Origin of the sequence: Pseudomonas sp. NPDC088368, assembly GCF_044753445.1 — a bacterium.
In the GTDB taxonomy this organism is placed as follows: domain Bacteria; phylum Pseudomonadota; class Gammaproteobacteria; order Pseudomonadales; family Pseudomonadaceae; genus Aquipseudomonas; species Aquipseudomonas bambusae.
In genome coordinates, this window is sequence record NZ_JBIVNG010000003.1 from 343252 (window position 1) to 355066 (window position 11815).

At 58.3% G+C, this 11815-nt stretch carries 13 protein-coding genes; 2 read left to right on the forward strand and 11 right to left on the reverse strand.

From position 1 onward, the window contains the following. Positions 1-8: 8 nt before the first annotated feature. The 7 genes from ACIQAL_RS07905 to ACIQAL_RS07935 all read right to left on the reverse strand — a co-directional run bounded on the left by ACIQAL_RS07905 (position 9) and on the right by ACIQAL_RS07935 (position 5720). A complete protein-coding gene (locus tag ACIQAL_RS07905; protein ID WP_401144227.1) occupies positions 9-1469 on the reverse strand; it encodes an APC family permease in 1461 nt (486 codons plus the stop codon). A 169-nt stretch (positions 1470-1638) separates the two neighbouring features. Beyond that, positions 1639-2667, reverse strand: a complete 1029-nt coding sequence (locus tag ACIQAL_RS07910) for a LuxR C-terminal-related transcriptional regulator (protein WP_401144229.1) — start codon at positions 2665-2667, stop codon at positions 1639-1641. Positions 2668-2902: 235 nt separating this feature from the next. Further along, positions 2903-3094 carry a PLDc N-terminal domain-containing protein gene (locus ACIQAL_RS07915; protein ID WP_166594949.1) on the reverse strand — a complete coding sequence of 64 codons (192 nt, stop codon included), beginning with the start codon at positions 3092-3094 and terminating at the stop codon, positions 2903-2905. 100 nt (positions 3095-3194) lie between these two features. Next, positions 3195-3962, reverse strand: a complete 768-nt coding sequence (locus ACIQAL_RS07920) for a hypothetical protein (protein WP_401144231.1) — start codon at positions 3960-3962, stop codon at positions 3195-3197. A gap of 31 nt (positions 3963-3993) precedes the next feature. Next, positions 3994-4488: a GNAT family N-acetyltransferase gene (locus ACIQAL_RS07925; protein ID WP_401144233.1), complete on the reverse strand. Its 495-nt coding sequence runs from the start codon at positions 4486-4488 to the stop codon at positions 3994-3996. A 53-nt stretch (positions 4489-4541) separates the two neighbouring features. Next, positions 4542-5066 (reverse strand): hypothetical protein, encoded by a 525-nt coding sequence (locus ACIQAL_RS07930; RefSeq protein WP_401144235.1) that lies wholly within the window; start codon positions 5064-5066, stop codon positions 4542-4544. Between the two features lie 117 nt (positions 5067-5183). Further along, a complete protein-coding gene (locus tag ACIQAL_RS07935) occupies positions 5184-5720 on the reverse strand; it encodes an ankyrin repeat domain-containing protein (protein WP_401144236.1) in 537 nt (178 codons plus the stop codon). A 470-nt stretch (positions 5721-6190) separates the two neighbouring features. On the opposite strand from ACIQAL_RS07935, the gene ACIQAL_RS07940 reads away from it, so the two are divergent. Beyond that, positions 6191-6469, forward strand: coding sequence for a DUF3509 domain-containing protein (locus tag ACIQAL_RS07940; protein ID WP_401144238.1), 279 nt, complete (start codon positions 6191-6193; stop codon positions 6467-6469). A 142-nt stretch (positions 6470-6611) separates the two neighbouring features. Here the strand turns inward: ACIQAL_RS07940 and ACIQAL_RS07945 are convergent, their stop codons facing one another. The 4 genes from ACIQAL_RS07945 to aroC form a co-directional block, all read right to left on the reverse strand. Next, positions 6612-7328, reverse strand: coding sequence for a LuxR C-terminal-related transcriptional regulator (locus ACIQAL_RS07945; RefSeq protein WP_401144239.1), 717 nt, complete (start codon positions 7326-7328; stop codon positions 6612-6614). A 350-nt stretch (positions 7329-7678) separates the two neighbouring features. Beyond that, positions 7679-8224, reverse strand: coding sequence for a 1,2-dihydroxy-3-keto-5-methylthiopentene dioxygenase (locus tag ACIQAL_RS07950; protein ID WP_401144241.1), 546 nt, complete (start codon positions 8222-8224; stop codon positions 7679-7681). A gap of 103 nt (positions 8225-8327) precedes the next feature. After that, positions 8328-9476 carry an MFS transporter gene (locus tag ACIQAL_RS07955; protein WP_401144242.1) on the reverse strand — a complete coding sequence of 383 codons (1149 nt, stop codon included), beginning with the start codon at positions 9474-9476 and terminating at the stop codon, positions 8328-8330. Positions 9477-9513: 37 nt separating this feature from the next. Then, on the reverse strand, positions 9514-10605 hold the full coding sequence (aroC, locus tag ACIQAL_RS07960; protein WP_341963711.1) for a chorismate synthase: 1092 nt from the start codon (positions 10603-10605) through the stop codon (positions 9514-9516). 143 nt (positions 10606-10748) lie between these two features. On the opposite strand from aroC, the gene ACIQAL_RS07965 reads away from it, so the two are divergent. Further along, positions 10749-11744, forward strand: a complete 996-nt coding sequence (locus tag ACIQAL_RS07965) for an alpha/beta fold hydrolase (protein ID WP_341963710.1) — start codon at positions 10749-10751, stop codon at positions 11742-11744. Positions 11745-11815 lie beyond the last annotated feature (71 nt).

Genomic DNA, 11815 nt, shown 5'->3' on the forward strand with positions numbered 1-11815 from the left:
ATTCAGCCTTATTCGTGATCGGCAACGACCGTGCGTAACGAGGAGTGCGCATGGGCAGGAGAAGCGCACTTTGAATAAATGGCGACACCCACGGCGGCGAGGAAAACGATCATGATCGGCACGGCCCAGTTTTCGTACCAGGAAAGTTCTGGATAACGCGGCCAGGAAATGTTGACGGCTTCGAATACCGTCCAGGCCGTCGCAACAAAGATCACGGGAATACTCAACTTACCCAACGAGAAAGGCCCCTCCCGCCACTCGCCTTTCAAGACACTCACACACGCCCCTACCAACGGGAAGGCAAAGGCGATATAGAATCCGGCAATGCTGAACGCCAGTAACAAGGGGTAGAGATTGGTGAACGACAACATGAACAACAGCGCCGATAACCCGCCCGTCAACAGAAAAGCCCGAGTGGGCAACTTGTCGTCACCGCTCAATTGCCGCAGAAAATCCGAGCACGGAATGGTCCTGTCCCGGGCGAAAGCCCAGATCACCCGCGAAACCGACGCCTGGATGCCCAGCATGCACGCGAGAAAACCAATGACGAACAGGACCAGCATGCCCTTGTAGGCGATTTGTCCAAGGTGAGTAATCAACGTCACGGTGACCGGATCGCTGCCTGCCGGAAACGCCAGCGTGGGCAAGGCAAGAATCAGCGAAAAAGCCGAAAATGCCACCACAGCCCCCACGGACAACAGGCAGAACAACATCGCCTTGGGCACCGCACGCTCAGGGTCCTTCACTTCTTCGGCGACGGCCCCCGCACTTTCAAACCCTACGAACGCCCATCCGCAGTAAGCGATGGCGAGCGCCACCTTCGACGAGAAAAAGCCGGAGACGCCCGGTTCTGGCCACGCAAACACCTGCGCATCGGGAATCAGAACCGACAGCGCGTTGACCTTGAACTCCACCAGCAACAGTACGCCAATGCCCACCGAACCGATCACTTCGGCGCCGATGCACAGCCAGACGATGGTCGAGAAAATCTTGCGGCCCTGGGTGTTGCCCCACGTGGCGAATGCGATGAGAAACAACGCGATCGGCACACTGATCATCTTGTCGGTCGCATCGGTACCAAACAGCTGCGCCACAAATCCTGCGCCGCCCAGCGCGACGGTGGCGATGGTGATCGGCAACGTGCAGATGTACGTCCAGCCTGCAAACCAGCCGAACCTGGAGCCAAGCAAGTATTTAGACCATTGATAAATGCTGCCTTCGTAGGGAAATCTCGATACCAGCATGGCGAAGACCAGCGCCACCAACAGTTGCCCTGCCATGGCCACCACCAGTCCCCACCAAAAGGCCGGGCCGACCGTCAAAATCCCGATGCCGAAGATGGAATAAAGCGCCACGATGGGCGATATGAAGGCGAACGCCAGAGAGAAAGTGGAAGAAAAGTTCAGTTCACGCTGCAGGTGATGTCCCTTTTCCTGACCATAATCTTTGTCAACCGGTGTGCTGTTCATGGGCAAACTCCCGCCGCTCGCGTCAACCGCGAATCTTTAAGTTCATATTGTTGTCGTTGTAGACCAGGCGCTGTGAACACCCTGTTATCGGCGTGCGCGCCCAGCCTTGAAGGCGATGTTATCGTCCATCAATGATTGCCCCAATAGTGCTAACCTGCACCACGCCCCGCTAGGCCTGCCCGAACATGTGCATCATGAACAGTGAAAAGATTTCCCGCTCGCTGGTGATATCGAGCTTTGCATAAAGGCGTTGCTTATAATTGCGCACGGTGCCCAAACTGAGGTCGAGCTTTTGCGCAATGACCGGCATTGAATACCCGCGTAAGGTTTTTTCCACCAACTGTCGCTCACGGGGGCTGAGGTGGTAAATGTCATAGAACTGTTCAAAGAACTCTTTAACATCGGTTTGTATGTACCCTTCGCTCTTTCGTTCAAGAAACACTGCCCGGACCCCGGACGCGGAAGCCGAGACATTCCGGGAATATTCCCAATGGGCAATCAGCCCCTGGACTTGGACGGCAATCAGCTCGGGCTGGCTCAGAATGAAATCCAGAGTGTCTTTATCCAGGGCATGGCCCGCCAAGGTGTTCCACGCCGGATTCTGGTAAATGACATGATCGTCATCGCCCAGGGTGAGCACACCGACCTTGCCATCACCGAAGAGCGCGCCCAGTCCCTGCAGGAATTCGGTGCGCATGTGCGCTGCGTGCGCCGCCACCACGATGGGATAGAGGCCAGTGAACAAAGCAATTTCATCGTCGCTGAACAGGGTGTATTCCCGATCGAAACAGAAACCCAGATAGCCCCCGCCCATGACAGGCAGCATCAAGGTCAATTCATCCAGAATTTGTCCGGACTTAAAGATTTCATCGTAATAAAGATTGGAGTCGTCCTCATGTTGCATGAGCGAAAAAGTCACCACGGCGGGAACGCGATCTTCCGTCACCAGACGAAGTAAGGGATCAATGCGATAAAGCTGGTGCATGTATTGTTCAACGGCCTCATCACTCAAGGAGGTATTGACAATGAACTCAGGCGCAGAGAACCGACTGTATTTGATGGCCAACCAGCGTTCGCAGTTAATGTAACGTCCAAGCGTCTCCAATACGGTGGCATAAAAGTCCCGGCGACCCACTGCATCGATAATCGCTGCAATGGCCATCCACTCGGGCTTTCGATTATGAAGAACTTCATTCATGCCCGGTTCTCTCGCGCGCAGGTGATCAAATCATGTTGCGAATGCGCAAAGCGGTCAATGGTGCAGTGTTGCACCCGTAACATCGCAACCCATGCAAGGCTCGCGAATGAGCCGGCAGTGTGCAATCCGGACCCACACGAAAAATGACGACCGAAGTCGCCATTTCGCGTAAGCCTGTTGCGGGACGCGTTGGAACCCGTCAGGCGTTAATGTTCTGAAGCCGTTAGACCGAGGTCTAGATCCGTACATTGCCCCGTGGACCGGCGATAGCCCAGATGATCAGGCCCAGCACAGGCAGCAGTGCGATCAGGAGCACCCAGAGGATTTTCATCCCGGTTTCGGCGCCGCTCTTCAATACGTTGATGATGGCCCAGATGTCGAGGGCCAGAATGATCAGTCCAATCAGACCATTAAAAGTGGAACCCATGGTGTCGCTCCTTAATGAGGCTTGCCCTGTTAGGAGTGGCGACGCCTGTCCGGGGTTCCGTGGGTTGTGCGGCTCATGACACAAATATGCGGTGAGTATTCTAACGACGTGGCTTGGTCAGCGCCGCGAGCGCGGCAGTGATCACCACCGCCAACGTCACGCCCATTGCCACCGCCGCGAAAATCCCCCATTGCTCGACCATGAATTTGAGGCAGAGGTAAAACGCGACCACCCCGATGGCGCCAATTGCGTTGCCGCGCACGATGGCCCCGAGTTCATGACGACCACCCTGGACGTGAGCGAAAACGGCCAGTGGCCAGGCGATGACGGGGATCGGTGCAAGAAAGCCGCTGACCACTGGCCCAAGCCATTGCGCGCCCGCCGTGATGGCCAGTAGCAGCAAGGTGGCGGTCAGCATGCGCATCGGAATGACCCAACGCGGCACCGGCACATAGCCCCCTGCCCCGGCTTCCGCCCCTTGGGTCGTCGCGTGAATGATCGCCGCGACCAGGCACAACGTCACCGCAATGGATGCCACGAGCGAGCCGATTCCGTTCATGACCAGCGCCACGCACACGTAAAACGCCAGCGCGCCCAGGCAACCGATCAAGGCCGATGCTCGGCGCGTCACCCGATAATAAAAGAGGTAGGTCGCCTGAATCGCCGCCACACCTGCCAGCGCGCCGGGAACCGCCTGCGCCGCAAAGCCAGGGCCTTGCTCCAGACTCAAAAACAGCATGACCGAGGCCGAAGTGACCGGCAGACCGGAAAGCAGCCCGCCGATATGGGTGCCCCAGCGCTTTGCCGCCAGGGAAATGGACAACATCAGCAACGGGGTAATCAGCAACTTGAGGTAAAACGCGGTCATCACACACACATCCCGGCGAACAGCATGGGCCTCACAACGACAACGCGTAGAAACGCGTGTCCACGACCATCACCGGAAAGGTGGCGGGCAGCTGGTGTTGCTCGATGAGTTCGAAACCGTGCTTCTCGTAGAAGCGATGGGCCGCCAGAAACTTCGCGGTGGTGCCGAGGTAAATGCGGCTCACGCCGCGAGCTTTCGCCTCATTGATCAGGCATTCGAGCAACTGGCGAGCCACGCCGTACTCCCGCCCCCGCCAAGGGCCTGCCACGAACATTTTCCGCAGCGCCGCTTCCTGATTGCCGATGTCCTTGAGGCCGATGGTGCCGACCACCTCTCCGTCCTTGCGCGCCACCCAGAAGTCGCCGGTGCCGGTCTGGTAAAACGACTGGATCTGCATCAAGTCAGGCTGATCTTTCGCGGTGATTTCAATCCCGAACTCTTCACGCTGAATGGGCACGATCAAGTCAACGATGCCCTGCTCGTCGCCCGGCGCGTATCGGGCGATGTGGATGTCGGAAGAGGTCACGCATGGCTCCTGAAAAAACTGAAATATCCTGAGAATTTATAGATGAAGCGAACTCACTGCTGAGCCTTCAGGGCCTCTAGCGCAGGTTCGATCAGGATGCCCAGCTCGACGCCCAACGCCATTACGCGGGCCTGATCGTTGCCAAACACGAGCACGGTCTGAAGCTCATCGTCCAGCGGCTCACTCAGGTTCATCAGCACGTAGCCACCCATTTCCTTGTTCATGCTGCCGAGCTGGATATGAATCCGGTTCAACGCAGTCAGGGGCTCGGTCTTGGCGAGCTGTTTAGGCTTGATATTGAAGGTGACGCCGGGGCCGAAAGAGGCCGTGATTTCGCTGAACAGGTCCATGTAGTTGTCGGCCTGGAACATCACGGTTTCCGGCAGGCTGCCGACCACCACCCATTCGCCCAGCGGGATGGGGAAGGTGTCGTCGTAGTTGATGTCCGGATTGGCGGCGAGAAAGGCCTCGGGGTCGGCGTACGCCCGGGAGGCTTCGTCGGCAATTGCGTGGATTTCCTCGTCGCTCATGCAGCCGGAGCTGATTTTGCTGATGAATTCGATGAGTGAAGCTTTCATGGCGAAGGAGTCCGGACGAAAAAACAGGCGCGAAGGATAGCCGGAAATCCTTCGCGCCTCTATCGGTTAACGCTGTAACGGAACCGGAGTACGCCGCAGCGCGGGCTCTTTTTTCGGTTAAACCATCAAACGCGTCAGCTGCTCTGCAGTGTCGGTTGCACCCATGGTTTGAGCGGCCATCAGCGGCGTGACCCCTTTGGCGTCTTTGGCGTTGGGGTTGGCCCCGTTGGCGATCAGGTAATCGACAATGACGGTGCGGTTGAACATCGCGGCCATCATCAGCGCGGTGCGACCGTCGCCCCCTGCGCCCTCGACATCCGCCCCGCCTTCCACCAGCAGTTTCACCACGTCCAGATCGCCCTTGAAGGCTGCCCCGGCAATCGGACTCTGGTTATTGTCGTTGCGAATTTCAGGGTCCGCTCCGTGTTTGAGCAACACGCTCACAGCGTCCTGATGGCCGTGATAACTGGCGAGCATCAACAGCGTGTCGCCCTTGTGATTGCGCAAATTGGGGGTCAGCCCGTTTTCCAGCAAGCGGTCCAGCATCACGGCATCACCTGCGCGAGCACGGTCGAACACTTGTTCGGCAAACTCCAGCGCTTCTTCATCGGTCATGCGGGTGGCGGTGCCGGGGTTGTTCGGGGTGTCAGACATTCCATTCTCCTGTAGCGCCGCACGGGGCACCCTTGATCAATCATCTTTCTCGCCAGCGGTGCAACAGAACGTTCAGAGGCCCGCAGTCTGGGCCAAGTTCCACTCTCATCTGCTGCGATGTCGCGAACGATGGCAGGCACGGGCCTGTTTCGCCAGCGAACCTTTTTGATCACCGCTATAGAGAAAGCCGTTTATCGTCCGCAGGAAAAATCCAGGTCACACGGTGAAATAAATACAGGGTATCGCTGTCTTAGACTTCAACAGCGCTCCACTTCCTCTCCTCCCCGCCCCCTCCACTCCGGCAAAATGCAGGATGCCCGATGGCCAATCTTGCAAAATGCACGAAACAAAAAGTCTGATCAAATCATAGGTCGTTGTTTTTAAAGACATTTTAATTGACTCAAATACTGGCACAGTCACTGCACTAGTCCTACCAAGCTTGTTATCACTGAGCAATGGAGCCGCTAGACATGACTTTCATTCAAGAAAAATTCGCATCCGTATTTTCCGACTTCGAAGTCAACACCCAGCCTCGTCCCGACGGTGGTATGCTGTTGTCGCTGCGCAACCACGAAGGCAAACAGATCCGTCGTTCGGTCTCCTATGCTCAGCTGCACACCCCAGTGCAACTGGAATGGGTGATCAGCGCGATTCGCCGCGACCTGGCGGCTCAGGCCAGCGAACTGCCAGCGATTTCCATGCTGCAAAGCCAACACCGTTTCGATCTGCCGACTTATCACACTCGTTAGGCGTCGGCGTGGACACTGCGGGCATTGACTGACGCACACTCCACACAAAACCGCGATCGCACTCAGTGCTATCGCGGTTTTTTTTTTGCGCAGTCGATTCAGGCGTCAACGGATGTTGCGTACGCCGGAACGTCAGTTGCGCTTAGCGGATGATGCCTCGGCACAGCGCTTCGCCCACGGCTTGAGCGCGGTTGGTCACGCCCAATTTGGCGTAGATGCTTTTGAAGTGATGCTTAACGGTGGCCTCCGACAGCTCTTTTATTAATGCAATTTCCCATGCGGTCTTGCCCTCTCGGGCCCACTTGAGGATTTCCAGCTCTTTACCGGTCAGTGCCCGGGTCTGAAACTGTCGCCCCTTGCCCGCGACATGCAACATGGGAACGAGGCTGGTCACCAGATAACGGTCGTTATGGCTGAGTGGCCGTTCCATGCCGTTGAGCGAACAGACGCTGACCACGCCCCGGTTAACCCGGTTCTCGCAGGTGTAGCCGTAGGACAATGCCGGGAGCAGGTCGCAGTCCTCGACCGCGGCCAGATAGGCCGACGACGGTGGATAGGTGTCGAACGCGTCCGCCCATTCGAGAAACCCCATGGTATGGCGAAAGCAACGAATGACCGGGTCTTCGATCATCAGTCGCCCCTGGTTGTAAAGCTCTTTCCAGTAGCTGTCGACGTTGGACGTGATGCAGTTGAGCAGCAATCCCTCGCGATACTGATAGAACATGGCCCGTTCGCAACTGCATTCCGCTCGGAGCCAGTCCAGCGCGTTGGCGATGGCGGCGTTTCCGTCCTGGTCGGTGATGCTGCTGACCATCTGCTCGATCAATGGGCTCAGCGTCCCTGTTGTTACGTTTTTCATCTTCCCCTCCGTTTAAAAACGTGCTGTGTCGTCCCTGAATGGCGCTTTAGAGTTTTAAGTGGACAGCGGCCTGTCGACGCGCCAAGGTCTGCACGGAGGTCCGTGAGCAGGGCGCGCTCAAAGGCCTTCAGGCTTCGACAGATAAAGGGTTACACAGTCTGAAGGGGTTAAACACAGGGGTTAAAACAAACAGGCATGCCTGACTGATAAACAGGCGACTTCTTACACAACAACCAAAACTTGCTTACATTTTTCCAGCTTTTGAAACAAAAACGGCTCACATCAAGGACGCGAGCCGTTCAAAAGACGAGCAGTGGATCAAGGCCGAACCCTACCGCTGAATGCCGGTTTCAGTCATCCAGACCTGGAAACTGACGGGCCAGCTCATCGCCCGTCAGCTTCATTCGCTCACCCTCTGGCGAACAGAACAAGCGAATAGCGACCACCCGAGGCTGCTCGCCCATATCGAACCACTGCCGCGTTCCCGCAGGGACGGTTATCAGGTCGTTCTTTTCGCACAGCACGGCGTAGACAAAATCCCCAAGGTGAAACGAACAGAGCCCACGCCCCGCAACGAAAAATCGCACTTCGTTCGCGCTGTGCTGATGTTCGTCGAGGAGTCCCGCACGCAGTTCGGCTTTTTGCGGGTGGCGGTCGTCGACACTGATCACAGCACTGGCCACACAACCGCGCTCTGCGCTCAATTGGCTGATCTGATCACGGTAGGCGACGTTGACGTCGTCCTGAGGCGCGCCTGCGGCAACGGGGGTCGCCGCGGGCAACCGTTCGATAACTACGCCGTGCTCGGCGAGGGTTGAGGCGATGTCTTCAAGGTGGGTCAACACCTTGTTAGGCAACTCCGGGGAGGACACGTGATAGACGGAGAGAATGCTCATTGCGGGGTTCCTCGGTTCAATCGCTCGCCGATACGATGTTCGGCAGACGCAGGTTCATTCAGTCAAACGGTGAAACCGGCCATCAAAGGGCAGTCGTTCGGGTTCACAGAGACACCTCTTTCATGCGCATCGCGGCCAGGATCGCAGCCATCAGTGCCGCCAGACTCGCGATGGCGAACGTCCACTCCGCGCCGAGCGCATTCCAGCTGTAGCCGGAGTACAGCGCCCCCATTGCCCCTCCGGTTCCGGACAACGCGGCATACAACGCTTGCCCCTGCCCTTGCTGACGAGGGCCAAAACTGCGTTGTAGAAAATGGATGGCCGCGGCGTGAAAACTGCCGAACGTCGCCGCGTGCAGCAGCTGAGCGAAGATCAACACCGTCAGATGATCCGCGAAATTCCCCAGCAACAGCCAGCGTAAAGACGCCAGCGCAAAACTGGTGATCAAGACCTGACGCACGCTGAATCGCTGCAGGATACGGCTCATCGCCAGGAACATCAGCACTTCCGCAACCACGCCAACCGCCCAGAGGATGCCGATGATGCCGCGACTGTAACCGAGGCGCTCAAGGTGCAGCGTGAGAAAGGTGTAATACGGCCCGTGGCTCAGTTGCATCAACGCCACACACAGATAGAAAGCCAGTACGCCGGGGCTGAACAGTTGTTTGAGAAACCCTTCCCCTGCAGGTCGTTGGGTCGATACAGGCGGCTGCGCATTGGGCACCCATCCACTGCTGGCGACGATCCCGGCCATGATCAACAGCAACGCCTGCGGATACACATCAAGGCTGAACCACTCGAACAGCCGCCCCAGCCCTACCACGGTCAGGATGAACCCCACCGAACCCCACAGGCGAATCTGGCTGTAGCGGGCAGTCTGGCCTTGCAAATGCGCGAGCGTGATGACCTCGAACTGCGGCAATACGGCGTGCCAGAAAAAGGCATGCAACGCCATGACCATGGCGAGCCAGGCGTAGGATTTGTCGATAAGAATCAGAGAAAAGCACACCAGTGTGCAGAATGCGCCGAAACGCACGATCGCCAGACGCCGACCGGTGTAGTCGCCCAGCCAGCCCCACAGGTTCGGCGCCACGCAACGCATCAACATCGGGATCGCGACCAACTCGCCGATGCGCGCGCTGGAAAAGCCCAGGTGGTCGAAGTACAGCGCTAGAAACGGCGCCGTCGAACCCAGCAGGGCGAAATAGAAGAGGTAAAAGCTGGACAGCCGCCAGTAAGGAAGCGCCGCCACGGTCAATTGCCCGTGGCGGCCGCGCCGGACTCCCGCATTACAGCTGGCCCAGGACCGGGGTATTGACCCGCACGTCGAGGTTTTGGCCGCGATGGCGCAGCAAGTGGTCGAGCAGCACGATGGCCATCATCGCCTCGGCAATTGGCGTGGCCCGAATGCCGACGCACGGGTCGTGGCGGCCCTTGGTGATCACGTCAACCGGATTGCCGTCGATGTCAATCGAACGGCCCGGGGTAGTGATGCTCGATGTGGCTTTCAGCGCCAGGTGGGCGATGATCGGCTGACCCGATGAGATGCCGCCGAGGATGCCGCCCGCGTTGTTCGAAAGAAAACCTTCCGGGGTCATCTCGTCGCGGTGCTCGGTGCCACGCTGGGAGACGCTGTCGAACCCGGCGCCGATCTCGATGCCCTTCACGGCATTGATACTCATCAGTGCATGGGCCAGCTCGGCGTCCAGGCGGTCAAAAATCGGCTCACCCAGCCCCGGCATCACGCCATCAGCGACGACAGTGATCTTCGCCCCGACCGAATCCTGATCGCGGCGGAGTTGGTCCATGTAGGCTTCCAGCTCCGGGACCTTGTCCGGATCAGGGCTGAAAAAGGCGTTTTGCTCGACCGACTCCCACGTCTTGAACGGGATTTCGATAGGGCCCAACTGGCTCATGTAGCCGCGCACGGTGATGCCCTGAGTCAGCAGGTATTTCTTGGCGATGGCACCGGCCGCCACGCGCATCGCGGTTTCCCGGGCCGAACTGCGACCGCCGCCGCGGTAATCGCGGATGCCGTATTTGTGGTGGTAGGTGTAATCGGCGTGGGCCGGACGGAACAGATCCTTGATCTGCGAGTAGTCTTTGGATTTCTGGTCGGTGTTGCGGATCAACAGGCCGATGGACGCGCCGGTCGTCTTGCCTTCGAACACGCCAGAGAGGATTTCGACTTCATCCGCTTCCTGACGCTGGGTGGTATGGCGGCTGGTGCCGGGCTTGCGGCGGTCCAGGTCGCGCTGCAGGTCTTCCAGCGACAGCTCGACACCTGGCGGGCAGCCGTCAACGATAGCAACCAGCGCCGGGCCATGGCTTTCGCCTGCGGTGGTGACAGTGAACAGCTTGCCGAAGGTATTGCCGGACATGCGGGAGGCTCCGAGAAATCGACCAAAAACCAAAAAGTCTAAAAAGAGCGCGCCAGTATACGCAGGGTCAACGTCTATATCACGCCCGAACCTTATTCGATTGGCTGCGTCCAATTTCACACTTTATTGATGATGGCCTTGCGATGCTACGTGGTATGTCCCTGATTTGCGGCTTACGGCCGCTGCGAGTAATCGCCTTGACCCTCACTTTGCTGTCTTCCCTCGCCAACGCGGGCACGCCGGTCGTGCTGCAACGTCCTGTCTCTCTGGAAACCGGGACGGGGGAGCTATTTGGCACCCTTCTGCTGCCCAAATCCAAGGAGCCGGTCCCGGTGGTGCTCATCATTGCCGGCTCCGGACCGACCGACCGCGACGGCAACAACACCGACGGCGGCCGCAACGACAGCATGAAGCGCCTGGCGGTGATTCTTGCCCGGCACAACATTGCCAGTGTGCGTTACGACAAGCGCGGCGTTGCGGCCAGTCGCCCCGCCACCCCTGATGAGCGGGATCTGACCATCGAAAAATACGTCGATGACGCGGTGGCCTGGAGCCAAAAACTCAAGACCGACTCGCGGCTCGGCCAATTGATCATCCTCGGTCACAGCGAGGGGGCGCTCGTTGCCTCGTTGGCGGCGGAACGGGCGGGCGCCACGGCGTTGATTTCCCTGGCGGGCACGGGACGACCGGTGGACCAGGTCATCCGCGAGCAGTTACAGGACCGGCTTCCGCCTCCCCTGCTGGCTCGCAGCGAGGCACTGATCGAAGAAATGAAGGCTGGCAAGACCGACCCGGACGTGCCCGATCCGCTGCAAGTGGTGTTCCGCCCGAGCGTTCAGCCGTACCTGATTTCGCTGTTCCGGCAGAACCCGGCCCAAGCGTTCGGCAAGCTGAAGATTCCAACGCTGATCCTGCAAGGGCGCAACGACATGCAGGTGGGTGTGGGCGATGCCGAATTGCTGCACAAGGCCAAGCCCGATTCACAATTGGCGATTATCGACGGCATGAACCACGTGCTGCGCATCGTGCCGATGGACATGAAGCGCCAATTGGCCTCCTATAAAGACCCGCAGCTGCCGCTGGCCAGCGAGTTATCGGATCGCATACTCACGTTTATCGGGTCGGTGCCCAAGGCTTAGCGCCAAACCTCACCCTTCAGATTCAGCAAAAACGGCCGATATCGGGTTGCTGGCATTGTGTTGCCGGGCAA

Bases quoted from the DNA above. Each gene is read 5' to 3' on its own strand.
- ACIQAL_RS07965 (WP_341963710.1), top strand. From the start codon at position 10,749: ATGCTACGTGGTATGTCCCTGATTTGCGGCTTACGGCCGCTGCGAGTA.
- ACIQAL_RS07940 (WP_401144238.1), top strand. From the start codon at position 6,191: ATGACTTTCATTCAAGAAAAATTCGCATCCGTATTTTCCGACTTCGAA.
- aroC (WP_341963711.1), bottom strand. From the start codon at position 10,605: ATGTCCGGCAATACCTTCGGCAAGCTGTTCACTGTCACCACCGCAGGC.
- ACIQAL_RS07920 (WP_401144231.1), bottom strand. From the start codon at position 3,962: ATGACCGCGTTTTACCTCAAGTTGCTGATTACCCCGTTGCTGATGTTG.
- ACIQAL_RS07930 (WP_401144235.1), bottom strand. From the start codon at position 5,066: ATGAAAGCTTCACTCATCGAATTCATCAGCAAAATCAGCTCCGGCTGC.
- ACIQAL_RS07905 (WP_401144227.1), bottom strand. From the start codon at position 1,469: ATGAACAGCACACCGGTTGACAAAGATTATGGTCAGGAAAAGGGACAT.
- ACIQAL_RS07950 (WP_401144241.1), bottom strand. From the start codon at position 8,224: ATGAGCATTCTCTCCGTCTATCACGTGTCCTCCCCGGAGTTGCCTAAC.
- ACIQAL_RS07935 (WP_401144236.1), bottom strand. From the start codon at position 5,720: ATGTCTGACACCCCGAACAACCCCGGCACCGCCACCCGCATGACCGAT.
- ACIQAL_RS07915 (WP_166594949.1), bottom strand. From the start codon at position 3,094: ATGGGTTCCACTTTTAATGGTCTGATTGGACTGATCATTCTGGCCCTC.
- ACIQAL_RS07945 (WP_401144239.1), bottom strand. From the start codon at position 7,328: ATGAAAAACGTAACAACAGGGACGCTGAGCCCATTGATCGAGCAGATG.
- ACIQAL_RS07910 (WP_401144229.1), bottom strand. From the start codon at position 2,667: ATGAATGAAGTTCTTCATAATCGAAAGCCCGAGTGGATGGCCATTGCA.